We start from the raw sequence: 26,270 nt of genomic DNA on the forward strand, positions 1-26,270 counted from the left end.
GCGAAACGCAGCGACACAAGGACTCGACCATGACGGACTCATGCCTTGCGGCATCCCCCGGCCCCGCTGATTCCCCAGACCCCACCGGCCGCCCCGACACCTCGGGCCCTTCCGCCTCCGCCACCTTGGCCACTCCCGCCGCCCTCAGTCCCACTCCCATTCCCACTCCCGCCACCGCCACCGCCTCCGTCATCGCCACCGCCGTCACCGCCGCTCCCACCGGCCCCGCCTCCTCCGCGGTCTCCACCGGCGAGCCGGAGAAGATCGCGATCATCGGGATCGGCTGCCGGCTGCCGGGCGGAGCCAATGACCACCGGTCGTTCTGGCGGAACCTGGTCGACGGCAAGGACTGCCTCACGCCGACCCCGCGCAGCCGCTACGACGTGGCCACCCTGGGCAGCCGGGACAAGGCGAAGCCCGGCCGGCTGGTGGGCGGCCGGGGCGGCTACATCGACGGCTTCGACGAGTTCGACCCGGCGTTCTTCGGGATCAGCGGCCGGGAGGCCGACCACATGGACCCGCAGCAGCGGAAGCTGCTGGAGGTCGCCTGGGAGGCGCTGGAGGACGGCGGGCAGAAGCCGGGCGAGCTGGCCGGCCGCGATGTCGGCGTCTACGTCGGCGCGTTCACCCTGGACTACAAGATCGTCCAGTTCTCGGACCTCTCCTTCGAGACCCTGGCCGCCCACACCGCCACCGGCACCATGATGACAATGGTGTCGAACCGGATCTCGCACTGCTTCGACTTCCGCGGCCCCAGCGTCTCCCTCGACACCGCCTGCAGCTCCTCCCTGGTCGCCGTCCACCTGGCCGCCCAGAGCCTGCTGCGCGGTGAGACGGACCTCGCGCTGGCCGGTGGCACCCTGCTGCACATCGCGCCGCAGTACACCATCGCCGAGACCAAGGGCGGCTTCCTCTCCCCGCACGGCCGCTCCCGCACCTTCGACGCCTCGGCGGACGGCTACGTCCGGGCCGAGGGCGTCGCCGTGGTCGCGCTCAAGCGGCTCTCGGAGGCACTGCGCGACGGCGACCCGGTCCACGCCGTCATCATCGGCAGCGGCGTCAACCAGGACGGCCGCACCAACGGCATCACCGTGCCCAACCCGGACGCCCAGGTCGCCCTGATCGAGCGGGTCTGCGCCGAGGCCGGCATCGTCCCCGGCAGCCTCCAGTACGTCGAGGCGCACGGCACCTCCACCCCCGTGGGCGACCCGATCGAGGCCAACGCCCTCGCCCGCGCGCTCGCGGTCGGCCGCCGCCCGGGCGACATCTGCTACGTCGGCTCGGTCAAGACCAACATCGGGCACACCGAGTCGACCTCCGGCCTGGCCGGGCTGATCAAGTCCGCGCTGGCGCTCAAGCACCGGGTGATCCCGCCGCACATCAACCTGGAGCGGCTCAACCCGGCGATCGACCCGGCCACCCTGCCGTACCGGATCCCGGTCGAGCCCACCCCCTGGCCCGCCCACGAGGGCCCCGCCAGGGCCGGGGTCAACTCCTTCGGCTTCGGCGGCACCAACGCCCACGTCCTGCTGGAGGCCGCCCCCGAGCCGGCCGACCAGCCCACCGCCGACCAGCCCACCGCCGGGCAGCCCACCGACGACCGGCCCACCGGCTGCACCGTCCTGCCGCTCACCGCCCGCGACGCCGCCGCCCTGCCCGAGCTGGCCGCCGGCATCCAGACCGAGCTGGCCGGCGGCTACGGCGGCACCCCCGTCGCCCTGGCCGACCTCGGCCACACCCTGGCCCACCGCCGCCAGCACCTCGACGCCCGGCTCTCCGTGGTGTACGACTCCCGCGCGTCGCTGGACGAGGCGCTCGCCGCCTACCGGCGCGGCGAGCCGCACCCCCGGGTGCTGGCCGACCAGCGCCGTGAGGCCCGGCACCGCCGACTCGCCTGGGTCTTCACCGGCATGGGCCCGCAGTGGTGGGCGATGGGCCGCCGGCTGTTCGAGACCGAGCCGGTCTACCGCGAGGCCGTCGAGCGCTGCGCCGAGCACCTCGCCGAACTCGCCGGCTGGTCGCTGCTCGACGAGCTCGCCGCCGACGAGGCCGGCTCCCGGATGGCCGAGACCTGGCTCGCCCAGCCCGCCAACTTCGCCCTGCAGACCGGTCTCGCCGCCCTCTGGCGCAGCCGGGGCGTCCGCCCGGACGCCATCGTCGGCCACAGCACCGGCGAGGTCGCCGCCTTCCACCAGGCCGGTGTCTACGACCTGGCCGACGCGGTCAAGGTCGTGGTGCACCGCAGTCGGCTCCAGCAGCGGCTGGCCGGCACCGGCGGCATGCTCGCCGTCGCCCTCTCGGAGGCCGAGGCGGTCCGCCGGCTGCGCCCGTACGGCGGCGCCGTCTCGGTGGCCGCGATCAACAGCCCGACCTCGCTCACCCTCGCCGGGGACGAGTCCGCGCTGGCCGAGCTGGCCGCCGCGCTCACCGCGGAGCAGGTCTTCGCCCGTCCGCTGACCGTCGAAGTGCCCTATCACAGCGCCAAGATGGACCCGATCAAGGACGAACTGCTCGACGCGCTCGCCGACCTCAAGGCCCGTCCCGCCCAGGTGCCGCTCTACCTCACCGGCCGGGAGGGCACCGCGCACGGCACCGAGCTGGACGCCGCCTACTGGTGGCGCAACGTCCGCGACAGCGTCCGCTTCCAGCAGGCCGTGGAGCGGCTCGCCGACGACGGGTACAGCCTCTTCCTGGAGATCGGGCCGCACCCCGTGCTCGGCCGCGCGATCCAGGAGACCGTGGAGGCCCGCCCCGGCGACGCCGACCGGCCGGCGGTCCGCACCCTGCCCTCGATCCGCCGGGAGGAGGACGAACGGGCCTGCTTCACCGCCTCGCTGGCCACCCTGCACAATCTCGGCGTCGAGGTGGACTGGTCCGTCCTGCAGCCCGCCGGCCGGCCGGTGCCGCTGCCGCGCTACCCGTTCAGGCGGGACCGCCACTGGGTCGAGCCCCGGTCGGTCGAGCAGGTCCGCCGGGGTCTGCTGGACCACCCGCTGCTCGGCCGCCGCCTGGCCAGTGCCGAACCGGCCTGGGAGGCCCGGTTCGACGCCGAGGCACTGCCCTACCTGGAGGACCACCGGATCCAGGGCAATGTGCTCTTTCCCGCCGCCGGCTATCTGGAGATGGCCGTCCAGGCGGTTCGCGCGCTGACCGGCGGCACCGACGCCGCCCTGGCCGGCATCGAGCTGCGCAAGGCGCTCTTCCTGCCCGACGACGAGAGCCGCGCCGTCCAGCTGACCGTCTCCGCCGAGCACGGCGGCTTCACCGTCAGCACCCTCACCGGGGACGGGCCGGAGCGCACCGTGCACGCCGCCGGAACGATCCGCCCCGGCCAGCGCCGCCGCCCGGCCCACCGGCTGGACGCCGACCTGGTCCGCGCCCGGGCCGCCCGCCGGCTGGCCGGCCCCGACTGCTACACCGGGCTGGCCGCCCTCGGCTACCACTACGGCCCGGCGTTCCGGGGCATCGCCGAGGTCTGGATCGGCCCCGGGGAGGCGCTGGCGCTGGTCCGCCCGACGGCCGCGATCGCCGGGCAGGGCGGCGGCCACCATGTGCACCCGGTGCTGATGGACGCCTTCTTCCAGACCCTGCTGACGCCGCAGCTGCTCACCGCCGGCCCGGCGGGCACCGGCATCAAGCTGCCGCTCTCGATCGAGGAGGTCCGCCTCGACGCGGTCGGCGAACAGCCGCTCTGGGTGCACGCCACCGTCACCCGCGACAGCGGGGACGAAATCGTCGGCGACATCGCCGTCTACGACGGGAACGGCGCCCCGCTCGGCGGGGTCGGCGGCTTCCGGGCCGCCGACGTGGAGAAGGCCTCCACCGCCGTCGGCCTCGCCACCATCGACGGCTGGCTCGCCGAACCGGCCTGGACACCGCTCGCGGACGAGCCCGACCACGCCGACCTGCTCGCCGAACACCCCGACCACTGGCTGCTGTTCGCCGACGCCGGGGGTGTCGCGGACGAGCTGGCCGCCCGGATCACCGCGCGCGGCGGCAGCTGCCACCTGGTCCGCGCGGGCACCGGCTACCACCGCTCGGCCGACGGGCACGAGTCCACCGTCGAGCCGGGCTCCGCCGCGGACCTCGGCCGGCTGCTGGCCGACCGGCGGGCCGGCGGCGCCCCCGATCCGGCCGCCGTCGTCCACCTATGGAACCTCGACCGGCCGGTCCTGGCCGACGCCGACCACGCCACCGTGGCCGGCCACACCGCCGCGGGCGCGTACAGCCTGATCACGCTCGCCGCCCTGCTGCCCGCCGAACTGCCCGGCAGCAGGCTGCACATCGTCACCCGGGCCGCCCAGGCCACCACCCCCGGCGAGCCGGTCGAACCGCTGGGCGCCCCCGCCTGGGGCATCGGCCGGGTGCTGCGCCACCAGGAGCTGCCCGGCCACCCGGGCAAGCTGATCGACCTCGGCCCGGTCGGGGCGCCGGCCGACGAGGCGGCCGCGCTGCTGCGCGAGTTCGCCCGCGCCGACGAGGACGAGATCGCGCTGCGCGCCGGCCGCCGGCTGACCAGCCGGCTGCGCCCGGCCGAGGGGCTGACCGGGCCGCTGCCGCCCAGCCTGCGCCCGGACGGCAGCTACCTGGTGACGGGCGCCTTCGGCGCGCTCGGCCGGCTGCTCTGCCGCACGCTGGTCCGGCGCGGCGCCCGTCGGCTGATCCTGGCCGGCCGCAGCCCGCTGCCGCCGCGCGAGCAGTGGCGCGACCTCGACCCGCAGAGCCCCGCCGGGCGCGGTGTCGCCTTCCTGCGGGAGCTGGAGGCGCTCGGTGCCCAGCCCGTCCCGGTGGCGCTGGACGTCACCGACGAGCGCGCGCTCGCCGCCTGGCTGGCCGGGTACCGGGCGCTGGCCTCGCCGCCGATCCGGGGCGTCTTCCACCTGGCCGGGCAGGTCCGCGACACCCTGGTGCCGGAGCTGGACCGCGAGGTGTTCGACGCCGTGCACGGCCCCAAGGTGCTCGGGGCCTTCGCGCTGCACCGGCAGCTGGCGGACGAACCACTCGACCACTTCGTGCTGTTCGCCTCGATCGCCTCGCTGCTGACCACCGCGGGCCAGACCAACTACGCCGCCGGGAACGCCTTCCTCGACGCGCTCGCACACCACCGCAGGGCCCTCGGCCTGCCCGCGCTCAGTCTGGACTGGGGGCCGTGGGCCACCGGCATGATCGAGGAACTCGGCCTGATCGACCACTACCGCAACAGCCGGGGCATGAGCTCGCTCGCCCCCGAGGCCGGGATGGCGGTGCTGGAGCGGGTGCTCGGCCAGGACCGCGCCCAGCTGCTGGTCGCCACCGTGGTCGACTGGCCGACCTTCCTCTCCTGGTACCCGGCCCCGCCGCCGCTGGTCGCCGAGCTGGCCGCCGCCGCCCGCGAGGCCGCCCCGGCCCCGCGGAGCAGCCTGCTGGAGGAGCTGCGGGCGGCCGGCGAGGAGGAGCGCCGGGCGCTGCTCACCGAGCGGTTCGCCGCGCTCGCCGCCGCCGTGCTCCGGGTGCCCGCCGAACAGATCGAGCCCGCCACCGGCCTGAGCGGCCTCGGCCTGGACTCGCTGCTCGCGATGGAGCTGAGGGCCCGGCTCAACACCGAACTCGGCACCGCCCTGCCGGTGGTGGCGCTGCTCGGCAACGCGCCGGTGCGGGAGCTGGTCGCCCAGCTCTACGAGGGGCTGGCCGAGCTGCTGGAGGACGACGGCACCGGCGGTGCCGGCGGTGAGGTGGTCCGGTACGAGGACGAGTCGAACCACCCGCTGACGCAGAACCAGAAGGCGCTCTGGTTCCTCAAGCAGCTCAACCCGGACGGCTTCGCCTACAACATCGGCGGGGCGGTCGAGGTCCGGGTGGAGCTGGAGCCGGAGCTGATGGCCACCGCCTTCCGGACGCTGGTCGAGCGCCACCCCAGCCTGCGGGCCAACTTCGTGCTCGACGGCGGCCAGGCCGTCCAGCGGGTCTCCGCCGCCGTCGAGCCGGACTTCGGCGTGTTCGACGTGCAGGGCCTGGAGTGGGACGACATCCACGCGATGATCGTGCGGGAGTACCGCAAGCCGTACGACCTGGAGCGCGATCCGCTGGTGCGGTTCCGGCTGTTCAAACGCGGGCCGGAGCGCTGGGTGATCATGAAGGCCGTTCACCACATCATCTCGGACGCGATCTCCACCTTCACCTTCATCGAGGAGCTGCTCGCCGTCTACGAGGGGCTGCGACAGGGCCGGGCGCCCCAACTGCCCCCGGTCGCCGCCCGCTACCTGGACTTCCTCAACCGGCAGAACGCGTTCCTGGCCGGCCGCGAGGCGCCGAGGATGCTCGACTACTGGCGCTCGCACCTGCCCGCGGAGGTGCCGATCCTCAGCCTGCCCACCGACAGGCCGCGCCCGGCCGTCCAGACCCACAACGGCGCCTCCGAGTTCTTCGTCCTGGACGAGGAGCTCAGCGCCCGGGTGCACGCGCTGGCCCGGGAGCACAACGTCACCGTCTTCATGGTGCTGCTCAGCGCCTACTACCTGCTGCTGCACGCCTACTCGGGCCAGGAGGACATCATCGTCGGCAGCCCGGTGACGGGCCGCACCGACGAGGAGTTCGCCGGCGTCTACGGTTACTTCGTCAACCCGCTGCCGCTGCACGCGAGTCTGGCCGGTTCGCCGACGGTCGCCGAGCTGCTGGCCCAGGTGCGCACCACCGTGCTGGGCGGGCTGGACAACCAGGAGTACCCGTTCGTCCTGCTGGTGGAGAAGCTCGGTCTGCAGCACGACCCGAGCCGCTCGGCGGTCTTCCAGGCGATGTTCATCCTGCTCACCCACAAGGTCGCCACCGAGAAGTACGGCTACCGCCTGGAGTACATCGAACTACCCGAGGAGGAGGGGCAGTTCGACCTCACCCTGTCCGCCTACGAGGACGAGGCGGAGCACCGCTTCCACTGCGTCTTCAAGTACAACACCGACCTCTTCCTGCCCGCGACGATGGCCCGCCTCGCCGGGCACTACGTCAACCTGCTGGACGGGCTGACCCGGGCGGGCGCCGGGGAGCCGGCCACCGGGCTGGAGCTGCTCGGCAGCGCGGAGCGCGCGGTGGTGCTGCGGCAGTGGAGCGGCGCCGACCGGCAGGTCGCCCACGACGAGCCGGTGCACGAGCTGATCCTGCGGGCGGCCGCGGCCGACCCCGGCGCCCTCGCGGTGGCCGCCCCCGCCGAGTCCGGCCCGACCGCCCGGCTGACCTACGGCGAGCTGGCCGAGCGCTCCCGGCGGGCCGCCGCCCGGCTGCGCGCGCTGGGTGCGGGCCCGGGCTCGGTGGTGGCGCTCTGCCTGGACAAGTCGCCGGGGCAGATCGTTGCCCTGCTGGCCGTGCTCCGCACCGGCGCCGCCTATCTGCCGCTGGACCCGGGCCACCCGGCCGACCGGCTGGCCTACATGGTCGAGCACGCGGGCGCCGCCCTGGTGGTCGGCGACACCGAGCGGTTCGGCGGGCTGCCCGCCCGGGTGGTCGGGACGGCCGAACTGGAGCGGACGGCCGAACCGGACGGGCCGGCCCCGGACTTCACCAACCAGCCGGCGGACCTCGACGCCCCGGCCTACGTCATCTACACCTCCGGCTCCACCGGCCGCCCCAAGGCCGTCCGGGTCGGCCACCGCAACCTGGCCTCGGCCTACCAGGCCTGGCGTGCCGAGTACCGGCTGGACACCGACGCCCGGGTCCACCTCCAGATGGCCAGCCTCTCCTTCGACGTCTTCACCGGGGACGTCGTCCGGGCGCTCTGCTCGGGGGGCACCCTGGTGCTGGTCGGCCGGGAGCTGCTGTTCAACACCGCCCGGCTGTACGAGGTGATGCGCGCCGAGCGGGTGGACGCCGGCGAGTTCGTCCCGGCCGTGGTGCGCACCCTGATCAGCCACTGCGAGCGGGCCGGCCGGCGGCTGGACTTCATGCGGCTGCTGGTGGTCGGCTCGGACGTCTGGAAGGTGGAGGAGTACGAGCGGCTGCGGGCGCTCTGCGGTCCGCGGACCAGGCTGGTCAACTCCTACGGCCTGACCGAGGCCACCATCGACAGCGCCTGGTTCGAGGGCCCGGCCGACACCCTGGAGCCCAGCCGGATGGTCCCGATCGGCCGGCCGTTCCCCAACAGCGCCTTCTACCTCCTGGACGAGCAGGGCCGCCCGGTCCCGCCCGGGGTCCCCGGGGAGCTGTGGATCGGCGGCTCCGGTGTGGCGCTCGGCTACGTCGGCGACGAGGAGCAGACCGCCCGCCGCTTCGTCACCCTGCCGCTCGGCGGCGCCGACGGCACCGAGCCGGTCCGGCTCTACCGCACCGGGGACCTCGCCCGCTGGGACACCGAGGGCGGAGTGCACCTGCTCGGCCGGGCCGACTCGCAGATCAAGGTGCGCGGCCACCGGATCGAGCTGGGCGAGATCGAGACCCAGCTCGCCGAGTGGCCCGAGCTGGCCGAGGCGGTGGTCACCGTCCGGCCCGACCCGGGCGGCGAGAACGTGCTCTGCGCCTACTGCGTGCCCGCCCCCGGGCGGACGCTGGACCGCCGCGAGCTCCGCCGCCACCTGGCCGGCTACCTGCCGACCTTCATGATCCCCGCCCACTTCACCGAGCTGCCCGCCCTGCCGCTCACCGCCAACGGCAAGGTGGACGTCGCCGCGCTGCCCGCGCCGCGGGCCGACGCGGGCGCCGAGGCGGCCGAGCCTCCGGTCACCCTCTACGAGGTCCGGATGGCCGAGCACTGGCGGGCGTTGCTCGGGATCGAGGAGGTCGGCCTCCAGCACGACTTCTTCGAGTCCGGCGGCAGCTCGATCAAGCTGATCGAGCTGATCCACGGCCTGCAGAGCGAGTTCAACATCAGCATCCCGGTCAGCCAGCTCTTCAAGGTCACCACCCTGCACGGGATGGCCAGGACGGTGGAGCACATCATCACCGGCCGGATCGAGGGCGCCCAGCCCTACCTCTGGTTCAACCAGGAGCAGCAGCAGACCCTCTTCTGCTTCCCGCCGGCCGGCGGACACGGCCTGGTCTACCGCCAGTTCGCGGCGCACCTGCCGGAGTACCGGATGGTCGCCTTCAACTACGTGGCCGGCGACGACAAGGTCGCCCGCTACGCCGACCTGGTCGAGGCCGTCCAGCCGGACGGCCCCTGCGCCCTGCTCGGCTACTCGCTCGGCGGGAACCTCGCCTTCGAGGTGGCCAAGGAGCTGGAGCTGCGCGGCCGGGCCGTCCCCAATGTGGTGATCATGGACTCGCACCGGATCCCGGAGTCCTTCACCCTCGGTGACGAGCACGTCCAGGCCTTCGAGCGGGAGCTGGCCGAGCACCTCCAGCGGCACACCGGCTCGGACATCGTCGCCCAGGAAACCCGCGAACAGGCCCAGGACTACCTGCGGTTCTGCAGCCGGACGCCCAACCTCGGGGTGATCACCGCGCCGGTCAGCGTGATCTCCGACGACGAGAAGGTGGCCCTGTACGCGGCGGGGGAGCGCGGCGCCTGGCACGGCAGCTCGACGACCGGGACGGCCGTGTTCAAGGGCTTCGGCGCCCATGCCGAGATGCTGGACCGCGAGTTCATCGGCCGCAACGCCGGTCTGGCCCGCGACATCCTCACCGGAGCCGCCGTCCATGCCTCCTGAGACCACCCGCGCCCCCGGCCGTCCCGAAAGCCCCGGCGGCCCTGAAAGCCCCGGCCGTCCCGAAATCCCCGGCAGTTCCGGAAGTTCCGGCAGTCCTGGCAGTCCCACACGAGAGGTGGACCACCTCATGCCCAGGCAGCACCAGCCGCTGTCCTACCCGTTCGAGCCGCTCGGTCTCGAACTGCACCCCCGCTACGCCGAGTTGCGCGACCAGCCGCTCGCCAGGATCAGCCTGCCGTACGGCGACGGCGCCTGGCTGGTCACCCGCTACGAGGACGTGCGGACCGTCCTGGCGGACCCGCGTTTCAGCCTCGCCGAGGCGATGGGCCAGGACCAGCCGCGGATGCGCCCGGTCGCCCGCAGCGGCGCCGGCCTGTTCTCCACCGAGCCGCCCGAGCACACCCGGCTGCGCTCGCTGGTGGCCCGGGAGTTCAGCGCCCGCCGGGTCGAACGGCTGCGTGCCCGGGCCCGGGAGCTGGCCGGGGAGCTGATCGACGGCATGCTCGCCGCCGGTCAGCCGGCCGACCTGGTGGAGGACTTCGCGATCCCGATGCCGACCACCATCATCTGCGAGGTGCTCGGCATCCCGGCCAAGGACCACCGGATGCTCTGGGACTGGGCCGAGACCGTGCTCTCCGCCGTCACGCCCGGCGAGGTGCTCGCGGCCGAGGGCCAGGCGTTCATCGAGTACATGGCCGGCGTGCTGGACCTGCGCGGCCGGGAGCCCGGCGAGGACCTGCTCACCGTGCTGGTCCGGGCCTGCCGCGAGCAGGGCCTGATCAGCGAGGAGGAACTGCTCTCGATCGCCTGCGACCTGCTGATCGCCGGCTTCGTCAGCACCACCAACCAGATCGGCAACTTCTTCTACCAGCTCCTGGTCAACCCGGAGGAGTTGCGGCGCCTCCGGGAGCAGCCGGAGCTGATCCCGAAGGCCGTCGAGGAGCTGATGCGCTATGTGCCGCTGCTCACCGGATTCAGCCTGCCCCGGTACGCCACCGCCGACGTCGAGCTGGGCGGGGTGACGATCAGGGCCGGCGACGCGGTGATGATCGCCACCGCCGCCGCCAACCGCGACCCGGAGGTCTTCGAGGAGCCGGAGCGGCTCGTCCTGGACCGCCCCGGCAACCCGCACATCGGCTTCGGCCACGGCGTGCACTACTGCATCGGCGCCCATCTGGCCCGGCTGGAGCTCCAGGTGGCGATCGAGACGGTGCTGCGGCGGCTGCCCGGCCTGCGGCTGGCCGTCCCCGAGGACGAACTGCGCTGGAAAGCGGACGCGATGGTGAACGGGCTGCAGGCGCTCCCGGTCGCCTGGTGAGCCCGGTGAGTCTGGTGACCACCAACCCCCGGTGACCGCCACCGAGCAGGGGCAAGGACGACGAGGAGGCCTCGGAATGCCCAAGGGCACAGAGAACAGACGGACCAGAGAGACGATGATCATCATCGGTGGCGGCCTCGGCGGGCTCTCCACCGGCTGCTACGCCCGGATGAACGGGTACCGCACCCAGATCTTCGAGATGCACGAGATCCCCGGCGGGTCCTGCACCGGCTGGGACCGCAGCGACTTCACCTTCGACTGGTGCATCAGCTGGCTGCTCGGCAACGGCCCGGGCAATGAGATGTACCAGATCTGGCTGGAGCTCGGCGCCCTCCAGGGCAAGGAGATGCGGCACTTCGACGTGTTCAACATCGTCCGCGGCCGGGACGGCCGGGCGGTGTACTTCTACTCCGACCCGGACCGGCTGGAGGCCCATCTGCTGGGTATCTCGCCGGCCGACGCCGCCCCGATCCGGGAGTTCTGCAACGGCATCCGGACCTTCCGCAGGGCGCTGGCGGTCTACCCGTTCCTCAAGCCGGTCGGGCTGATGGGCCGGATCGAGCGCTGGCGGATGCTGGCCTCGTTCCTCCCGTACTTCAACACCATCCGCAAGTCGATCACCGTCCTGATGACGGACTACTCGCAGCGCTTCCGCGAGCCGCTGCTGCGCGAGGCGTTCAACTTCATCCTCTACGAGAGGCACCCGGCCTTCCCGGTGCTGCCGTTCTACTTCCAGCTGGCCTCGCACGCCAACCAGGCCGCCGGGGTGCCCGAGGGCGGCTCGCTCGGCCTGGCGCGCTCGATCGAGCAGCGCTACCGGAAGCTCGGCGGCGAGATCACCTACAACGCCAAGGTCGAGGAGATCCTGGTCGAGGACGACCGGGCGGTGGGCGTCCGGCTCAGCGACGGCCGGGTGTTCCGCTCCGACATCGTGGTCTCCGCGGCCGACGGCCACACCACGGTGATGAAGCTGCTCAAGGGCCGCTATCTGAACGACACCTACCGGCGGCTCTACACCTCGCTGATCGACGAGCCGGGCCAGCTGTCGCCCGGATACGTCTCGCTCTTCCTGGGGCTGCGCAAGCCCTTCCCGGAGGGGGACCCGTGCACCACCTACCTGCTGACGGAGCAGCAGACGGGCGAGCTCGCCGGAATCCGCTGCCCGAGCATGAACGTGCAGTTCCGCACCCGGCACTACCCGGAGCTGGCGCCCCGGGAGAGCACCGTGGTGTTCGCCACCTACTTCTCCGACATCGCTCCCTGGCGGGCGCTGCACGACGGGCCGGAGCAGTCCTCCCGGGTGCGGCGCGGCGAGGAGCTGCACACCCTGCCGGTCAAGCACGGCCGGGAGTACATGGCGGCCAAGCGCAAGGTCCGCAACGGCATCGTCTCCTTCCTGGACGAGCGCTTCCCCGGCTTCAAGGCCGCCGTCGCGGTCGCGGACGTCTCGACCCCGCTCACCCAGGTCCGCTACACCGGCGTCTACGACGGCACCTTCCCGGGCTGGAACCCGTTCGTCGAGGGCAGCGAGACCGTCGAGGAGGAGATCAAGAAGAACGGCCCGGTGCTGCCGGGGCTCTCGGACTTCTACCTCTCCGGGGTCTGGGCCACCATCGGCGGTCTGATCCGGGCCGCCGCCGCCGGCCGGCACGTGATGCAGTTCGTCTGCCGGGACGACGGGCGGGAGTTCACCGCCGAGATCGACGACAGCGCACCGCTGCCCACCCATCTGATCCTCCCCGTCGGCCGGCCGCCGCACCAGGCCGGGCCGGTCGAGAAGATCCCGTCCAGTACCGATTCCTCCGACGCCGTATCGACAGGGGCCCTGGCATGAAGATCGAGAAGTGGGTGGTCCGCGAGCACCTCGACGGCGTGCCCGACGTCGACCGGATCTACCGGAAGGTGGTCGAGGAGGCCGACATCGACCTCCGGCCGGACGAGATGCTGTTCCGGACGCGGTACGTCTCCGTCGACCCGTACCAGAACGGGCTCGCGCTGGAGACGCCGATCGGCCACCACATGGGCGCGGACTCGATCATGGAGGTGCTGGAGGCCGGTCCGGAGGCCGCCTTCGAGGTCGGGGAGCTCGTCCAGGGGTTCGGCGGCTGGCGCAGCCACGTCGTCCACAACGGCGCCGAGGAGCTGTGGCAGACCGGCATCTTCCCGATGGTCTTCCCGGCCTACCGCCGGCTCGACCCGGCCCTTTACGACGAGCGGCTGCCGCTCTCCACCGCGCTCGGCATCATGGGCGCGCCCGGCATGACGGCCTGGGGCACGCTCACCACGTTCCTGGACGTCCGGCCCGGCGACACCGTGGTGATCAGCGGTGCCTCCGGTTCGGTCGGCACGCTGGTGGGCCAGCTGGCCAGGCGCTCCGGCGCCGGCCGGGTGGTCGGCACCACCGCCTCGCCGGGCAAGGCCGAGTACCTGAAGTCGCTCGGCTTCGACGACGTGGTGCTCTACGACCAGGCGGACGACGCCGAGAAGGTCCGCGCGGCGCTGCTGTCGGCCGCGCCCGACGGCGTCGACCGCTACTTCGACAACCTGGGCGGGACGGTCACCGACGCGGTGTTCACCATGCTCAACGTGGACAGCCGGGTCGCCGTCTGCTGGCAGTGGGCGACCACGGTGAACGGTGAGCTGACCGGGCCCCGGCTGCTGCCGTACATCATGTTCCCGCGCACCACCATCCGCGGGATCTTCGCCCAGGAGTGGTTCACCGAGCCGAAGCTGGCCGAGATGCACGAGGACCTCGGCGGGCTGGTCCGGAACGGGGAGATCCGCTACCACCAGACCGTCCACAAGGGCTTCGACCAGATCCCGAAGGCCTACCGGAGCCTCTACACGAACCGGGAGGCCAACCGGGGCAAGGTGCTGGTCGAGGTGTGAACCCCCGGGCGGGGGAGGGCGCGGGGCCCTCTCCCGCCCGGGTTTCACCCGGGGCGCCCGGCCCCGGGTCAGTCCTCGTCGAGGCCGCCCAGGTCGCCGCCGTCGGGGTCGCTGCCGTCCGGGGTGCCGGTGATCGCGTAGCCCTGGCGGCGCGCCTCGTAGCAGGCGACCGTCGCGGCCGCCGAGACGTTCAGCGAGCCGACCCGGCCCAGCTGCGGGACGAACACCACCGAGTCGCAGAGCGCCAGCGCGTCCGGGGTGATGCCGCGGTCCTCGTGGCCCAGCACGAAGGCGACCGCCGGGGTCAGCTCGGCGGCGAACAGCGGCACCGCCTCGTCCGCCAGCTCCAGGCCGACGACCTTGAAGCCGTCCGCCCTGGCCGCGGCCACCGCCTCGGCGACGGTGGGGAAGTGCTCGACCTTGAGGTACTTGTCGGTGCCCATCGCGGCCTTCTGCGCGCCCGAGGAGCGCACCGACGGGGTGTCGCCCGTCAGATACAGCTTCTCGGCGCCCATCGCGGCGGCGGTCCGGACGATCGAGCCGACGTTGAACGGCGACTGCAGGTTCTCCAGGATCATCGCCAGCCTGAACCCGCTGCTGCGCCGCCACTGGCGGTGCAGTCGCTTCAGGTCGGTCCCGCGGAGCTGCTTCACGACGTCGTACCTCGTCCACTCTCGGGGCCCGCGCCCTCCGGGCGGGGCCGCGCTTCAAGAATCCGGAACCCGTTGACCGACGTGACGCGGGTGGTCGGGTATCCCTGGTCGTTCAGCCACTGCATCAGCGAGTCCGAGCCCAGGTTGCGCTGGACGACCAGGAACGCCGAGCCGTCCGGGGTCAGCCGGCCGAGCCACTGGTGCAGCAGCCGGCGCAGCGCCGCCTTGCCGATCCGGATCGGCGGGTTGGAGTAGATCGCCGCGAACCGCAGGTCCTCGGGGACGTCCTCCGGCAGCGCGGCCTGCACATTGCCCAGCTTCAGGGCGTCCGCGTTGAGCCTGACCAGCTCCAGCGCACGGGTGTTGACGTCCACCGCCCAGACCGGCAGCCGCTTGCGCCGGCTCGCCCAGGTCAGCGCGATCGGGCCGTAGCCGCAGCCGACGTCCAGGATCGGGCCGCGCACCCGGGGCTGCGGGGCGTGCTCCAGCAGGATCCGGGTGCCCGGGTCCAGCCGGGAGCGGGAGAACACCCCGGTGTCGGTGGTCAGTTCCAGGGTGAGGTCCGGCAGGGTGACCGTGATCGGCCGGCGCTCGCTGGCGACCTCGGGTGCACCGGTGAAGTAGTGCGAGCCGGACATGATTTCCCCGTCGTTCGTAAGGGCCTCGGGGCCACCGGGTGGGTGTGGGTAAGCCCTGCTGGTACGGCACTGATCGTACCCCCGGTGGCCTGCGGCCCGGCATCCGCGCAGCTGGGCGGGGGTGCTACCGGGTACCCGGGGTCTTGCGGGTGGCCACGTTGATCCGGTTCCAGGCGTTGATGGTGAAGCAGAGCGAGATCAGCTGGGCGAGCTCCTTCTCCTCGAAGTGCGCGGCGGCCCGCCCGTACACCTCGTCGGAGACGCCGCCGCTGATCCGGGTGATCTCCTCGGCGAGCGCCAGGGCGGCCCGCTCGCGCTCGCTGTACACGCCGGCCGGGGCCTCGTGCCAGACCGGCAGCAGGTAGATCCGCTCGTCGTTCTCGCCGGCCCTGCGGGCGTCCTTGACGTGCATGTCCAGGCAGTAGGCGCAGCCGTTCAGCTGGGAGGAGCGGATCTGCACCAGCTCGACCAGGGCCGGGTCCAGGCCCTCGCGGGCGGCGGCGTCCAGGGCGATCATCGCGCGGAAGGCCTTGGGGGCGGTCCGGGCGTAGTCGAGGCGGGCGGTGGCGGTGGTGGTCTCGTTCGTCGTCATGCTTCGACCCTAGGAGGCCGGTGCACCCCGTCCATGGTGCATTTCCCGACGGGATCCATGGGTCAATTCCGGGGCGCGGGAGGGCTCGGACAACACGCCGAGCGCCGGGCCGCACATCGCGTCCGTGCCACCGACGGCGGATACTTCCAGTACCTCCAACGGGCCCGTGGGAGCCTCCGAGCAGTGAGGACGGACACCATGCCGCAGAATCACGAGGACTACCTGGACGAGGTCGCCGAGGCCGTGGAGCCGGAGGACGAGGCCGCCGAGGGCGACGAGTACGACGAGCTGGTCGAGCGCCGCGCCCTGGGCGCCGATCCGGCCACCGAGGTCGCGGACGCCGCCGAGCAGAGCCGGATCGTCGAGCTGGACGAGGACGAGTACCGGTCGTAGCGGCCGGCGGTGTGAGCGCCCCGGGGCCGGAGTGCCCCTGAGGCCGGAGTGTCCCCGGGGTCAGAGCGCCCCGCGCCGCTGGAGCCAGGCGAACGCCGCCCAGCCCGGCAGCACCGGCAGCACGAGGGTCAGCAGCCGGAAGAGCGCGACGGCGGCCAGCGCGCCGCCCTCCTCCATCGCGGCGGTCTGCTCCAGCATTCCGACCAGCACACCGTCCACGGCGCCGGCCCCGCCCGGGGTCGGCGCCGCGTTGCCGACCGCGTTGCCGACCAGGAACACCACCGCGACCGAGGCGAAGGCCGGCTCCCGCCCGACCGCCCGGGTGCAGCAGTAGAGGCAGGCGACCAGGCAGATCGACACCAGCAGCTGGCCGGCGACGCCGACCGCCAGCCGCCCGGGGCTGCGCAGCAGCTCCAGCAGCCGGGGCAGCACCTCGGAGGTCAGCGGCCGCAGCCGGGTGGCCAGCCAGCGGCGGGTCGGCGGTACGGCCGAGACCGCGGCCAGCAGGACGGCCGCCGCGGCGAGCCCGCCCACCACGATCCGCAGCGCGTCCAGTTCGGAGCCGCCCGGTTCCAGGTCCATCAGATAGACGAAGGCGCCCAGTTGGAGCAGGTGCAGCACCAGGCCGAAGAGCTGCCCCACGCCGACGCTGGAGAGCGCCTGCGCGGTCGGGATCCCGGCCCGCTGGAGGAAGCGCGTGTTGAGCGCGACCCCGCCGACCCCGCCCGGCGAGACCAGCTTCACAAAGGCCCCGGCGACCTGGGCGAACACGGCGTTGCGGAAGACCAGCCGCTCCGGCACGAAGCCGATGAACCCCAGTGCGGCCGTGAAGTGGCTCGCCACCGCGGCCGCCAGGGCCAGCGCGAGCCAGGCCGGGTCGGCGTCGGCCACGGCGGAGATCGGGTTCTGCTCGCTCGCGAACAGCTGGGGCAGCAGCAGCCACCCGGCCACCACCCCGCCGACCACCGCCAGCAGGGTGCGGGGCCGCAGCCGCTCCAGCCTGACCGGCCGTACCGGCGCCTGCGGCTGGGTGCGCAGCACCTCGGCCCGGATCTCGTCCAGCAGTTCGACGGGCTGCGGGGCGGGGGTGGCGGCGTCGCCCGGCCCGACGGCGTCCCCGGCGGTGGCGGTGGCGGCGTTGCGACCGGCCCGGGCGGCGGCGGAGGCCCGCTTGAGGGCGTCCCGGGTGGTACGGGCCAGGGCGATCGGCTGCAGCAGGGGCAGCGCCGCGCCGACGGCGTCCGGACCGAGCACCGCCACGGCGGTGCGTACGGCCCGCTCGGCGCCGGTCCGCAGCGCGAAGGTGGTGAGCAGCTGGACGAGGTCGCAGTGGAGCACCAGTTCGCTCGCCGCGATGTCGCCGTCCGCGAGGTCCACCAGGTGCACCGCGCCCGCCTCGTCGACCAGGACCGAGGAGGGGACCAGCGACCGGTGCGAGATCTCCCGCCGCTGGAGCAGCGCGAGCTGGGTCCAGGCGTCGGTGAGCAGTTCGTCGGTGAGCTCGTCGTCGGCGAGCCGGTCCAGGGTGCGGCCGGCCAGGTGCTCGTAGGCGACCAGGGCGGTGTCCCGGCCGAGCCCGACGGTGGCGGCGATCCGGCGGGTGCGGACGCCGGCCGCGAGGGCCGCGTACGAGATCAGGGCCTCGTGCTCCAGCCCGGTGCGCAGCGAGCGCAGGGCCCGGGGGTGCGGGGCGGTGCGCAGCCGCAGGCGGCGCCAGGTGCGCCGGACGAGGGCGGCGGTGACGGCCTGCCGGTCGAGCACCTGGACGTCGAGGTCGGGGCGGCCGGCCTCCTGGCGGACCAGGTAGCGGTCGGGGCCGTCCGGGCGGGCGGTGACCGGGCGCAGGCCCGCTCCGCGCAGGCTGTGCAGGATCTGCGAGGGCCGGGGCCGGGGGTCGGGGGTGCCGACGGCGTAGAGGGTGCCGTGGGCGACCGTCCAGCCGATCAGCAGGCCGAGCAGCAGGGCGGTCGGGGTGGCGTACCCGCCGGCCAGCCCGGCGAGGCCGGAGACGGCGAGGACGGTCCACGGCAGCCGCCGTTCGCGGGCGCCGGAGGCGGCCATGAAGGCGAGCACGGGGGCGAGGTAGCCGTACACCGGGTCGGTGTGGCCGAGGACGCCGCCGGGCAGGTCCTGGGTGAGCGCGGCGAGCAGTGAGACGGGGGCGAGGCCGTCGGCCCACAGGTCCAGGGCGAGGGTGAGGCCGAACGCGAGGACGGCGGCCAGCAGCCCGTCGGCGACCTGCTGGAGGGCGCGGCGCCGGTCCGGGCCGAGCAGTCGGCGGATCGCGGAGGAGGCCGGGACCAGCAGGACGGCGGCGGTGGACAGCCCGCCGGCGAGTCTGGCCAGCGGCCGGGGCACCAGCCGGGCCGCCTGGGCGACGTCGGCGGCGATACCGCCGGTGGTGGCCCGGGCGTAGTCGGCGAGCAGCAGGGTCAGCACGATCGCGCCGAGGCCGACCAGCAGCCGGATCAGGGCCGCCGGCTGCCGGATCCGGCCGGTGCCGGGCGCCACTTCCCCGGGGCCCCGGCCGCCACCGGGTATGCCGGGGGCGGGCGGGCCCCCGGGGTCGGCCGCCCCGGCGGTTCCGGCGGTACGGATACCACCGGTGTCGCTGTCTGTTCTCCCCGTCACGATCGCCACGGGTGGCATGCTCCCACGGCCGCGTTCGGAGCCGCCGGGGAACCCGGTGGCCGGGTTCCCCGCCCGTCGTCCCCGTCCGGCCGTCAGGCCTGGCGGGTCGGCAGGGCGACCAGGTGGCGCAGGTTGACGTGCCGGGGGCGGCTGACGGTGTAGACGATCAGGTCGGCGATGTCGTCGGCGGTCAGCGCCGGAACCATCGTGAACAGCCCGCCGAGCTGCTCGCGCAGGACCGGGTTGTCGATGTGCCCGGCCAGCTCGGTGTCGGTCAGCCCGGGTTCGACGGCGCTGACCCGGACGTCGCGCGGGCTCAGCTCGGTGCGCAGGGCGGCGGACAGCTGGGTGACGGCGGCCTTGGTGGCCCCGTAGACGGCGTAGTCGGGGAAGGAGACGTGCGAGGCGATCGAGGAGACGTTGACCAGGTCGGCGGTGCGGCTCTCGGCGGCGGCCGCGACGAGGTCGGCGGTGAAGGCGCGGACGATCCGCAGCGCGCCGGTCAGGTTGGTGTCGATCATGCGGGTCCACTCGTCGATCCGGCCGTCGGTGAGTGGGTTGGGCAGCATCACCCCGGCGTTGTTGACCACCAGGTCGACCGGCCCGTACGCGTCGTGGACGGCCTTGGCGGCGGCGTCCACCGAGGCCTGGTCGGTGACATCGGCGGTGACGGCGAGCGCCTGCCCGCCGGCGGCGGTGATCTCGGCGGCGAGCGCGTCCAGCCGCTCGGTGCGGCGGGCCAGCAGCGCGACCCGGGCGCCGTTCGCGGCGAGCAGCCGGGCGGTGGCCGCGCCCATCCCGCTGGCGGCGCCGGTGACGACGGCGGTACGGGTGGCGAGTGCGGGGTGGCTCATCGGGTGCTCCAGGGGTATGCGGATCGTTCCGGCGGGGCTGACGGGGATCACTCTGCTCGCGCCCGGACGGCCCGCCCAGGCCGTGTCGTTCCGGGGAAGGCCGGTCCTGGGCCGGCGGATCCTGGGAAGGCCGGTACCACCCGGCCGGGCCGGACGGCCTCCGGCGCCCCGGCCGCCGCCGAGCGAGCGGCCCGGGGCGTGTCTTGGAGCGCGGGCCGGGCCCGCCGTCACTACCCTGCGTTCATGAGCGCCTGCGAAGACCTCACCGCGGCCCCCCTGGACATCGCGCCGATCCCGCCCGTGGACGGTTGTGCCGAGTGCCTCGCCCAGGGCCGGCGGGACTGGGTGCACCTCCGGCTCTGTCTGGACTGCGGCCACATCGGCTGCTGCGACTTCTCGCCGCAGCGGCACGCCACCGCGCACTTCCACGACACCTCCCACCCGGTGATCCGCTCCTACGAGCCGGGGGAGGACTGGCGCTGGTGCTTCGTCCACGAGCTGATGGGCTGAGCGGCCCCGCCCGGGCGGCGGCCCTTGCTCCGTTCAGGTGTAACCCGATCGAAATGCGGACATAACGCCCGTGTGGTCGCCCCGGCCACCACCCGGGTGGCGGGCGACCGCCGACGGGAGGCCGACGATGACCAGGCACACCCCGAGCAGCAGCGGCAAACTGCGCCGGGGCACCCAGGAACTGCTGGAACGCCGGGGGATGGCGATGACCCCCAAGCCGCTCGTACCGCAGCTGCGCACCAGCGCCCCGCGCCTCGACACCGGCGCGGACGGCGGTGGCGGTGCCTTCCGGCACGGCGGACGCGAGGCCGGCGCGGCGGCCCCGCACGCCGCCCCCGCGATGCACGCCGAACTCAAGGGCCACCGCCACCGCGGGGCCGAGAAGCACTCCGCGCACTGAGCGAGGGCGTCCTGCGTCAGGGGCGGGGGCCGTCCGCGGGTTCCCGCCCCTGACGCGCGCTCAGCGGTGTTCCCCGGGGTGATTGTCAGTGTGCCGCGGTACGTTCGGGCCGATCACCGGTGGTGCGGCGGACCTGGGGGGCGTGCGATGACCGACCTGATGACGGAGGAGCCGGTCGAGCTCCGGCTGGAGCGGTTCCGGACGGAGCTGACCGGCTACTGCTACCGGATGCTCGGTTCGCTCTTCGAGGCCGAGGACGCGGTGCAGGAGACGATGGTCCGCGCCTGGCGCGGCCACCAGGGCTTCGAGGGCCGGGCCGCGCTGCGCTCCTGGCTGTACCGGATCGCCACCAACGTCTGCCTGGACGCGCTGAACGGCCGCCGGAACCGCGCCCGCCCGATGGACCTGGCCGGCCCCTCCACCGTCGCCACCGCGACCGACGCCCAGCTGCCCGAGGTGACCTGGATCGGGCCCGCGCCGGACGGCCGGATCCTGCCCGAGACGGGGGACCCGGCCGAGGTGGCCGCCCAGCGGGATTCGGTGCGGCTGGCGTTCGTCGCCGTGCTGCAGCGGCTCGCGCCCCGGCAGCGGGCGGTGCTGATCCTGCGTGAGGTGCTGGGCTGGCGGGCCGCCGAGGTCGCCGAACTGCTCGGCGTCACCGTGGCCTCCGTCAACAGCGCGTTGCAGCGGGCCCGCGCGGTGCTCGCCGCGGACGGCGCCGCGGCCCGCCCGGCCCCGGACCTGGACGACGACCACCGCGCGCTGCTCGCCCGCTACGTCACCGCCTTCGAGCGGTACGACATGGACGGGCTGGCCGCGCTGCTGCACGAGGACGTCACGCTCAACATGCCGCCGTACGCGCTGTGGCTGCGGGGCCGCGCCGAGCTCCGGGCGTGGATGCTCGGTCCGGGCCACGGCTGCCGGGGCTCGCGGCTCGTCCCGGTGACGGCCAACGGCGGCCCGGCGTTCGGGCAGTACCGGCCGGGCCCGGCGGGCGGTCACGAGCCGTGGTCGCTGATCGTGCCGGAGGTGTCGGAGGGGCGGATCACCGGTCTCACCAACTTCCTCGACACCGACACGCTCTTCCCGCTCTTCGGGCTCCCGCCCCGGCTCACCGGCTCCGGGGAAACTTCTCGAAAAAACTTTCCCGAGGGGCGATGAGTTTCGTGCGCGCCCCCGGTCCACCCCTGTGAAAGCGACCCACCGCACCATGAACACCAGGAGCACACCATGACCGAGAACCTCGGCGAACTGACCATCACCCGCGAGCTGCCCGGCACCCCGGACGCCGTCTTCCGCGCGTACACCGAGCCCGAGCAGTTCGTCCGCTTCTGGGGGCCGGTCGGTACGCACGTCCCGCTGGACACCGTGACCATCGAGCCGAGGGTCGGCGGGCGCTACGACAGCACCATGGTCATGGACGCGACCGGGGAGCGGTACCCGATGACGAGCGAGATCACCGAGATCCGGGCGGGCGAGCTGATCGCCATCGCCGAGGGGAGCACCGGGATGCGCTCCACCCTGACCTTCCGGGACCTCGGCGAGGGCCGTACCGAGGTGGTGCTGCACCAGACCGCCGTGCCGCAGATGTACTGCGGCCCGGAGGCGGAGGCCGGCCTCAACTCCAGCTTCGACCGGCTGGTCGAGCACCTGTCCGCCTAGGGGCCTGTCCACCCCCGCCCGTCCTGGCGGGCGGGGGTGGCAGAGTGGGGCGCGGAATTCCCCCCGCGCCGTAGGAGGCCCGCTGTGTCGGCTGAGCCCTTGAAGTCCCGTGAAGAGTGGCTGGCGTCCCTGCCGCGGATCTACGCCGCCGCGGGGTGCGTGCTGCGGGACGAGTCCGGGCGGATCCTGATCGTGAAGGCCGGCTACCGGGAGCACTGGCAGTTCCCGGGCGGGACGATCGACCTGGGGGAGGGGCCGGCCGAGTGCGCCGCGCGGGAACTGATCGAGGAGACCGGCCTCGTCGGGGAGGCCGGCGACCTGCTGGCCATCTCCTGGACCCACGCGTCGGCCGAACTCGACCACCCGGCCCAGCACTTCCTGTTCGACTTCGGCACCGTCCCGGACGGCACCCCCGTGACCGTCCCGGCCGGTGAACTCGACGACCACCGCTGGGTCACGGACCAGGAGGCGATCGAACTCCTCGGTCCCGCGCGGTCGTTGCGCCTGCGGGCGGCGATCGAGGCGGCCGCCGACGGGCGGGTGCGGATCGTCACCACGCAGGTGTCCGGCTTCTGACCCGCGGCTTCCGGCGCGGTGTCCGGCCCGCGGCTTCCGGCCCCGGGCGGACGCCGCCGCCGGGGCCGGATCCGCCGGTCACTGCTGTCCGGTGGCCTGTGCCGCGACGAAGGCCGCGATGGCCTCCGCCGTGAAGGTCTCGGCCTCGTGCTTGTCGACGTTCAGGTCGGCCAGCACGCCCGCGCCGTTCTCCAGCTCCAGCAGCGCCAGCAGGATGTGCTCGGTGCCGACGTAGTTGTGCCCGAGCTTCAGGGCCTCCCGGAAGGTCAGCTCCAGCGCCTTCTTGCCCTGCCCGTTGTACGGGATCAGCGGGGGCACCTCCCCGGCGGCGGCCGGCAGCGCGGCGGTCGCCGCGGTCCGGACGGCCTCCGGGGTGACGCCCTGGGCGGCGAGCGCCTTCACGGCCAGGCCCTTCGGCTCGGCGAGCAGGCCGAGCAGCAGGTGCTCGGCGCCGATCTCGGCGTTGCCGGCCGCCCTGGCCTCCTCCTGCGAGGCCATCACGACGTTCCGCGCCCGGTCGGTGAACCGGCTGAAGCCCTGGTTGGGGTCGAGGTCGGCGGGGGCGCCCGGGTCCTTGGGGACGAAGCGCTTCTGGGCGGCCTGCTTGCTGACGCCCATGCTGTGGCCGATGTCGGTCCAGGAGGCGCCGGAGCGGCGGGCCTGGTCGACGAAGTGGCCGATGAGGTGGTCGGCGAGGTCGCCGAGGTGGTCCGCGGCGATGACCGCGTCGGAGAGCTGGTCGAGCGCGTCGCTGTGGACCTTCTTGATCGCGTCGATCAGGTCGTCGAGGCGCAGCGGAGTGGTCTTGGGAACAACGGGATTCTCCATAGCGTCAACCGTAGGTTGTCGATCCCGGATCGTCAACCATCGGTTGACGCTATGGCGAGTTGAGTTCGGCCGCCCCCGTCTCAGGCCCTCTTCTCCCAGACGTACGCCGCCGAGACCGGGTGGCTGCGGTACTTCTCCCACTTGGGCTTCAGGGCGATCCACGCGTCGTCCACGACCGCCTCGGCCATCTCCACCAGCGTCCAGCCGGCCGCCAGCCCGGCGGTGAGGTGGTCGCTGACCAGGTGGACATGGGTGGTGATGGCGATGGACTCCCCGGCGGCGCTGGTGAAGTGGGTGGGCATGCCGGCCGCCATGATGAAGTACGGGTGCAGGCCGACCAGTACGCACCGGCCGCCCGGGCGGGCCAGCCGCCACGCCTCGCGGTAGAACGGGCCGAGGTCGGCCAGGTGTTCGTCGATCAGCGAGGAGATCACCAGGTCGTACCCGCCGCCCGGCAGGCCGGTGTCGGCCACGTCCGCCTCGGCGAGGCTGTCGTGCACGGCCTTCTCCCGGGCGACCGCCAGCATTTCGGGCGTCAGGTCCACGCCGTCCAGGACCAGGCCCGCCGAGGCCTTCCCGCGCAGCCAGGCGCCCGTCCGGCCGGTGCCGCAGCCGAGGTCGGCGGCGCGGCCGACCTCCGCCCAGGCGGGCGCGGTGAGCCGGTCGAGCACCGCGAGGTCCATCGCGTCCTCGACCGTCCGTTCGTACGTTTCCACCCACCGCGCGTAGCCGGTGCGGACGTCCACCATCGGGTAGTCGCGAGTGTCGAAGTCGGAGAAGTCCGCCATGCGGTGCAGTATCGCCGCCGCCCCGGGCGGCGGGCGAGCGATTAAATCCGGCGAACCCGGGCCTCAGAGCGTCAGTTTGAAGCCGTCGTGGCTGCGCGCGAAGCCGAGCGAGGCGTAGAACCGGTGGGCCTCGGTGCGGCGCTTGTCGCTGGTGAGCTGGACGAGGGTGCAGCCGTGCTCGCGGGCCCGCGCGACGGCCCTGGTCAGCAGCTCGCGCCCGAGCCCGGCGCCCCGGCGGTCGGCCCGCACCCGGACGGCCTCGATCAGCGCGCGCTCCTGGCCGTGCCGGCCGAGGCCGGGGATGCGGGTGAGCTGGAGGTAGCCGAGCACGGTGCCGTCGCCCTCGTCGAGGACGAGCATCTCGTTGCGGGCGTCCGCCTCCACGGCGGCGAACGCACGGGCGTAGGCTTCGTCGACCTGCACGGTGGCCGGGTCGATCACCCGCTCCTCGTCGCCGAGCAGCGCGATGATGGCGGGCAGGTCCTGACGGGTGGCGGTCCGGAAGATCACGCCCGGGAGTCTGGCAGACGAGGGGGGAGCATGCGCGTACTCGCACTGCCGGAGGCCGAGGTGCCCGGCGAACTCAAGCTCCAGGTCGCCGAGTTGCAGGACCAGGCCTGGCCCGGACCGCCGGCGCCGTCGACCGTCCCGGTGCACGACCCGGCGCTGCGGCCACTGTCGATGCTGCTGCTGGACGGCGACCGGGTGGTGGCCGCGCTCGACGTGCTCTCCAAGCAACTGGCCCACGCCGGACGGACGTACGCCGCGAGCGGGCTGAGCGGGGTGGTCACCGACCGGGCGCGGCGCGGCCGGGGCCACGGGCGGCATCTGGTGTCGGCGGCCCGCGCCGCCGTCCGGGAGAGCGGCGCGGACCTCGCGCTGTTCACCTGCGACCGCGGGCTCCAGGGGTTCTACGAGAGCGCCGGCTGGGAGCCGCTGCCGGGCACGGTGCTGGTCGGCGGCACGCCCGAGGAGCCGTTCCCCAGCGACGGCGCCGGCTTCGACAAGGTGACGATGGCGGGGTTCTTCAGCGGGCACGCCGTCCGGCACCGCGCGGACTTCCCCGGCAGCCGGATCGCCCTCCACCCGGGGGAGATCGACCGGCTCTGGTAGTGCGCTACGACGAGTAGGGCGCTACGAGTCGAGCAGGCGGGTGCGGACGGCGGTGAGATCGGACGGGTCGACGCCGGCGGCGAGCAGGTAGCCGGCCGGTTCGAAGCCTTCGAGGGCCGCGTACAGGGCGGCCTCGGCGGTGGTACCGGCCTCGGCGAGCACGGCGTCGATCCGGCGGTACTGGTCCGGCAGGCCGAGCATCCCGTACAGCGGGCGGACGTTCGGCGCGCTGAGCAGGTAGTCGGCGACGATCTCGGACGGCTCGACGCCCGCGAGGGCGAGCAGCAGCAGGGCGGCCAGGCCGGTGCGGTCGCGGCCGGCGCCGCAGTGGACGACCAGGCCGCCGGGCCGGGCGCCGGCGATGGTGGTGATCAGTTCGGCGGCGGCGCGCGGGCAGTGGTCCAGGTAGGGGCGCAGCGCGAGCGGGGTGCCGTCCAGGTGCCCGTACGTCTTCCACCAGGCGGGGCCGGCGAGGTCGTCCAGCGGGACGCGGACCAGCTCGACGCCCGCGGGGAGCGGGAGGAGCGGCTTGTACTCCTCGACGTTGCGCAGGTCGACGACGGTGCGGACGCCGTGGTCGAGGAGGGTGTCCCGGCCCTCGGCGGTGAGGCGGTCGAGGTTGTCGGCCCGGACGACGGCGCGGCGGGCGGTGCGGGCGCCGGAGGTGGTGGGGAGGCCGCCGAGGTCGCGGACGTTGAGGCAACCGTCCCAGACCAGGGTGCGGTCCTCGGTGGCGGTGGTCAGCGCGTGCGTCCGGCTCATCAGGCTCCCCGTTTCAGACCGGGGGTCCGTTACCCCCTCGTTATAAGAGGACTCC

The 26,270-nt window shown here is 73.7% G+C and carries 20 protein-coding genes; 11 read left to right on the forward strand and 9 right to left on the reverse strand.

Annotation, left to right across the window (positions count from 1 at the left end; genetic code table 11):
- The first annotated feature begins 29 nt into the window (after positions 1–29).
- The 4 genes from AB0P06_RS01360 to AB0P06_RS01375 all read left to right on the forward strand — a co-directional run bounded on the left by AB0P06_RS01360 (position 30) and on the right by AB0P06_RS01375 (position 13,815).
- Positions 30–9,608, forward strand: coding sequence for an amino acid adenylation domain-containing protein (locus AB0P06_RS01360; protein WP_363604140.1), 9,579 nt, complete (start codon positions 30–32; stop codon positions 9,606–9,608).
- 127 nt (positions 9,609–9,735) lie between these two features.
- Positions 9,736–10,926, forward strand: coding sequence for a cytochrome P450 (locus AB0P06_RS01365; protein WP_363604141.1), 1,191 nt, complete (start codon positions 9,736–9,738; stop codon positions 10,924–10,926).
- Between the two features lie 76 nt (positions 10,927–11,002).
- A complete protein-coding gene (locus AB0P06_RS01370; protein ID WP_363604142.1) occupies positions 11,003–12,760 on the forward strand; it encodes an NAD(P)/FAD-dependent oxidoreductase in 1,758 nt (585 codons plus the stop codon).
- Positions 12,757–13,815, forward strand: coding sequence for an NADP-dependent oxidoreductase (locus tag AB0P06_RS01375; RefSeq protein ID WP_363604143.1), 1,059 nt, complete (start codon positions 12,757–12,759; stop codon positions 13,813–13,815). The genes AB0P06_RS01370 and AB0P06_RS01375 overlap by 4 nt, the downstream gene beginning before the upstream one ends.
- Before the next feature lie 68 nt (positions 13,816–13,883).
- Here AB0P06_RS01375 and AB0P06_RS01380 read toward each other — a convergent pair whose 3' ends face one another.
- The 3 genes from AB0P06_RS01380 to AB0P06_RS01390 form a co-directional block, all read right to left on the reverse strand.
- The gene (locus tag AB0P06_RS01380; protein WP_363604145.1) at positions 13,884–14,468 is read right to left on the reverse strand and encodes a TrmH family RNA methyltransferase; all 585 of its coding nucleotides are present in this window, start codon (positions 14,466–14,468) and stop codon (positions 13,884–13,886) included.
- The gene (locus AB0P06_RS01385) at positions 14,465–15,106 is read right to left on the reverse strand and encodes a methyltransferase (RefSeq protein WP_363604146.1); all 642 of its coding nucleotides are present in this window, start codon (positions 15,104–15,106) and stop codon (positions 14,465–14,467) included. Before AB0P06_RS01385 ends, AB0P06_RS01380 begins: the two co-directional genes overlap by 4 nt.
- Before the next feature lie 124 nt (positions 15,107–15,230).
- Positions 15,231–15,698 carry a carboxymuconolactone decarboxylase family protein gene (locus AB0P06_RS01390; protein WP_363604147.1) on the reverse strand — a complete coding sequence of 156 codons (468 nt, stop codon included), beginning with the start codon at positions 15,696–15,698 and terminating at the stop codon, positions 15,231–15,233.
- 198 nt (positions 15,699–15,896) lie between these two features.
- On the opposite strand from AB0P06_RS01390, the gene AB0P06_RS01395 reads away from it, so the two are divergent.
- Positions 15,897–16,091, forward strand: coding sequence for a hypothetical protein (locus AB0P06_RS01395; RefSeq protein ID WP_363604148.1), 195 nt, complete (start codon positions 15,897–15,899; stop codon positions 16,089–16,091).
- Positions 16,092–16,151: 60 nt separating this feature from the next.
- Here AB0P06_RS01395 and AB0P06_RS01400 read toward each other — a convergent pair whose 3' ends face one another.
- Both AB0P06_RS01400 and AB0P06_RS01405 read right to left on the reverse strand, forming a co-directional pair.
- Entirely contained in the window at positions 16,152–18,731 is a 2,580-nt protein-coding gene (locus tag AB0P06_RS01400; RefSeq protein WP_363604149.1) for a lysylphosphatidylglycerol synthase transmembrane domain-containing protein, read from the reverse strand.
- A gap of 83 nt (positions 18,732–18,814) precedes the next feature.
- Positions 18,815–19,576: an SDR family oxidoreductase gene (locus AB0P06_RS01405; RefSeq protein WP_363604151.1), complete on the reverse strand. Its 762-nt coding sequence runs from the start codon at positions 19,574–19,576 to the stop codon at positions 18,815–18,817.
- A gap of 243 nt (positions 19,577–19,819) precedes the next feature.
- Between AB0P06_RS01405 and AB0P06_RS01410 the strand changes: the two genes are divergently transcribed.
- The 5 genes from AB0P06_RS01410 (at position 19,820) to AB0P06_RS01430 (ending at position 22,724) form a co-directional block, all read left to right on the forward strand.
- A complete protein-coding gene (locus AB0P06_RS01410) occupies positions 19,820–20,086 on the forward strand; it encodes a UBP-type zinc finger domain-containing protein (RefSeq protein ID WP_363604152.1) in 267 nt (88 codons plus the stop codon).
- A 127-nt stretch (positions 20,087–20,213) separates the two neighbouring features.
- Positions 20,214–20,486 (forward strand): hypothetical protein, encoded by a 273-nt coding sequence (locus AB0P06_RS01415; protein WP_363604154.1) that lies wholly within the window; start codon positions 20,214–20,216, stop codon positions 20,484–20,486.
- A 147-nt stretch (positions 20,487–20,633) separates the two neighbouring features.
- Positions 20,634–21,647 (forward strand): sigma-70 family RNA polymerase sigma factor, encoded by a 1,014-nt coding sequence (locus tag AB0P06_RS01420; RefSeq protein WP_363604155.1) that lies wholly within the window; start codon positions 20,634–20,636, stop codon positions 21,645–21,647.
- A 69-nt stretch (positions 21,648–21,716) separates the two neighbouring features.
- Complete coding sequence (locus AB0P06_RS01425) at positions 21,717–22,148, forward strand: SRPBCC domain-containing protein (protein ID WP_363604156.1); 432 nt, start codon at positions 21,717–21,719, stop codon at positions 22,146–22,148.
- A 99-nt stretch (positions 22,149–22,247) separates the two neighbouring features.
- Positions 22,248–22,724 carry an NUDIX hydrolase gene (locus tag AB0P06_RS01430; RefSeq protein WP_363604158.1) on the forward strand — a complete coding sequence of 159 codons (477 nt, stop codon included), beginning with the start codon at positions 22,248–22,250 and terminating at the stop codon, positions 22,722–22,724.
- A 78-nt stretch (positions 22,725–22,802) separates the two neighbouring features.
- Here the strand turns inward: AB0P06_RS01430 and AB0P06_RS01435 are convergent, their stop codons facing one another.
- The 3 genes from AB0P06_RS01435 to AB0P06_RS01445 form a co-directional block, all read right to left on the reverse strand.
- The gene (locus AB0P06_RS01435; protein ID WP_363604159.1) at positions 22,803–23,552 is read right to left on the reverse strand and encodes a Clp protease N-terminal domain-containing protein; all 750 of its coding nucleotides are present in this window, start codon (positions 23,550–23,552) and stop codon (positions 22,803–22,805) included.
- 80 nt (positions 23,553–23,632) lie between these two features.
- On the reverse strand, positions 23,633–24,340 hold the full coding sequence (locus tag AB0P06_RS01440; RefSeq protein WP_363604161.1) for a class I SAM-dependent methyltransferase: 708 nt from the start codon (positions 24,338–24,340) through the stop codon (positions 23,633–23,635).
- A gap of 63 nt (positions 24,341–24,403) precedes the next feature.
- Positions 24,404–24,850 carry a GNAT family N-acetyltransferase gene (locus AB0P06_RS01445; RefSeq protein WP_363604162.1) on the reverse strand — a complete coding sequence of 149 codons (447 nt, stop codon included), beginning with the start codon at positions 24,848–24,850 and terminating at the stop codon, positions 24,404–24,406.
- Positions 24,851–24,880: 30 nt separating this feature from the next.
- Here AB0P06_RS01445 and AB0P06_RS01450 point away from each other — a divergent pair, with 30 nt between their 5' ends.
- Positions 24,881–25,453, forward strand: coding sequence for a GNAT family N-acetyltransferase (locus AB0P06_RS01450; RefSeq protein WP_363604163.1), 573 nt, complete (start codon positions 24,881–24,883; stop codon positions 25,451–25,453).
- Between the two features lie 21 nt (positions 25,454–25,474).
- Here the strand turns inward: AB0P06_RS01450 and AB0P06_RS01455 are convergent, their stop codons facing one another.
- Entirely contained in the window at positions 25,475–26,215 is a 741-nt protein-coding gene (locus tag AB0P06_RS01455) for a tyrosine-protein phosphatase (protein WP_363604164.1), read from the reverse strand.
- Between the last annotated feature and the right edge of the window lie 55 nt (positions 26,216–26,270).

This window comes from Kitasatospora sp. NPDC088351 (assembly GCF_040685575.1).
In the GTDB taxonomy this organism is placed as follows: Bacteria; Actinomycetota; Actinomycetes; order Streptomycetales; family Streptomycetaceae; genus Kitasatospora.

Coding starts and splice junctions, on each gene's coding strand:
- AB0P06_RS01360 (WP_363604140.1), top strand. CDS start 30: ATGACGGACTCATGCCTTGCGGCATCCCCCGGCCCCGCTGATTCCCCA.
- AB0P06_RS01365 (WP_363604141.1), top strand. CDS start 9,736: ATGCCCAGGCAGCACCAGCCGCTGTCCTACCCGTTCGAGCCGCTCGGT.
- AB0P06_RS01370 (WP_363604142.1), top strand. CDS start 11,003: ATGCCCAAGGGCACAGAGAACAGACGGACCAGAGAGACGATGATCATC.
- AB0P06_RS01375 (WP_363604143.1), top strand. CDS start 12,757: ATGAAGATCGAGAAGTGGGTGGTCCGCGAGCACCTCGACGGCGTGCCC.
- AB0P06_RS01385 (WP_363604146.1), bottom strand. CDS start 15,106: ATGTCCGGCTCGCACTACTTCACCGGTGCACCCGAGGTCGCCAGCGAG.
- AB0P06_RS01390 (WP_363604147.1), bottom strand. CDS start 15,698: ATGACGACGAACGAGACCACCACCGCCACCGCCCGCCTCGACTACGCC.
- AB0P06_RS01395 (WP_363604148.1), top strand. CDS start 15,897: ATGCCGCAGAATCACGAGGACTACCTGGACGAGGTCGCCGAGGCCGTG.
- AB0P06_RS01405 (WP_363604151.1), bottom strand. CDS start 19,576: ATGAGCCACCCCGCACTCGCCACCCGTACCGCCGTCGTCACCGGCGCC.
- AB0P06_RS01410 (WP_363604152.1), top strand. CDS start 19,820: ATGAGCGCCTGCGAAGACCTCACCGCGGCCCCCCTGGACATCGCGCCG.
- AB0P06_RS01415 (WP_363604154.1), top strand. CDS start 20,214: ATGACCAGGCACACCCCGAGCAGCAGCGGCAAACTGCGCCGGGGCACC.
- AB0P06_RS01420 (WP_363604155.1), top strand. CDS start 20,634: ATGACCGACCTGATGACGGAGGAGCCGGTCGAGCTCCGGCTGGAGCGG.
- AB0P06_RS01425 (WP_363604156.1), top strand. CDS start 21,717: ATGACCGAGAACCTCGGCGAACTGACCATCACCCGCGAGCTGCCCGGC.
- AB0P06_RS01435 (WP_363604159.1), bottom strand. CDS start 23,552: ATGGAGAATCCCGTTGTTCCCAAGACCACTCCGCTGCGCCTCGACGAC.
- AB0P06_RS01440 (WP_363604161.1), bottom strand. CDS start 24,340: ATGGCGGACTTCTCCGACTTCGACACTCGCGACTACCCGATGGTGGAC.
- AB0P06_RS01450 (WP_363604163.1), top strand. CDS start 24,881: ATGCGCGTACTCGCACTGCCGGAGGCCGAGGTGCCCGGCGAACTCAAG.
- AB0P06_RS01455 (WP_363604164.1), bottom strand. CDS start 26,215: ATGAGCCGGACGCACGCGCTGACCACCGCCACCGAGGACCGCACCCTG.